The sequence below is a fragment of the Mesorhizobium sp. M7A.F.Ca.CA.002.04.1.1 genome (genome assembly GCF_004022805.1).
Taxonomy (GTDB): domain Bacteria; phylum Pseudomonadota; class Alphaproteobacteria; order Rhizobiales; family Rhizobiaceae; genus Mesorhizobium; species Mesorhizobium ciceri.
Genome location: NZ_RZPL01001235.1, coordinates 1 through 678 on the forward strand (window position 1 = coordinate 1; position 678 = coordinate 678).

At 63.0% G+C, this 678-nt stretch carries 1 protein-coding gene; it reads right to left on the bottom strand.

The features are described from left to right. Positions 1–171: 171 nt before the first annotated feature. Positions 172–678 (bottom strand): OsmC family protein (locus tag ENZ75_RS33545; RefSeq protein WP_348630652.1); only part of this gene is annotated, 507 nt, incomplete at its 5' end.

Consider the following 678-nt stretch of genomic DNA (forward strand, 5'->3'; position numbering starts at 1 on the left):
GATCCATGCCAACCTCCATCGTTGATCATTGCGACAAGGGAAGACATAGAGCGGCTGATTGACGCGCCCAGATGCCGAAGAAAATTGGGTCAATCGCTCTGCCGTGCCGGCGGCGGGCCTTTTTTGGCGATCTCTGACAATCCACGCGGCCAATGCGCCTGTTCCCGGGGATCATTCCTCCGACAAGCCGGCCGTCGTTGCGGCCGTTTCAATGCTCACCGACACGCCCTGGCGCAGGGAGTTGCTGACCGTGGAAATCGCCGCGGCCCTTGTAATGATCTCGGCCGGGTCGGAGCCGTCCAGCGTCGTGCATGAAACCGCCATGGTTGACGAGGTCGCGAGCAAAGGCTTGCCTTCGAGGTTCAGCGTCACGGTCACGGCGATCTTGTCGAGCGTTACGCCCATTTCCTCGGCGACGTAGCGAAGATCGTTGCAGAAGCAGCCGCCGATCGCCAGGGCAAGCAACTGGCCGCCATTGAAGCCCAGGCCCATGCCGCCGGCCTTGCCTTCGGGCCGGTCGACGATGATCGTGTGGCCGCCGGCCCAGCCCATGGCGGCTCGCGTGTCCTCCACATTGCGCAGTTCGACGGTCATCGAGACCATTGCGGATGTCCTCCCGGCAGGAGTCGACCAGGCTTCGGGCGTCGTCGACATACGGTCATTATGCAGGCGCAGAGG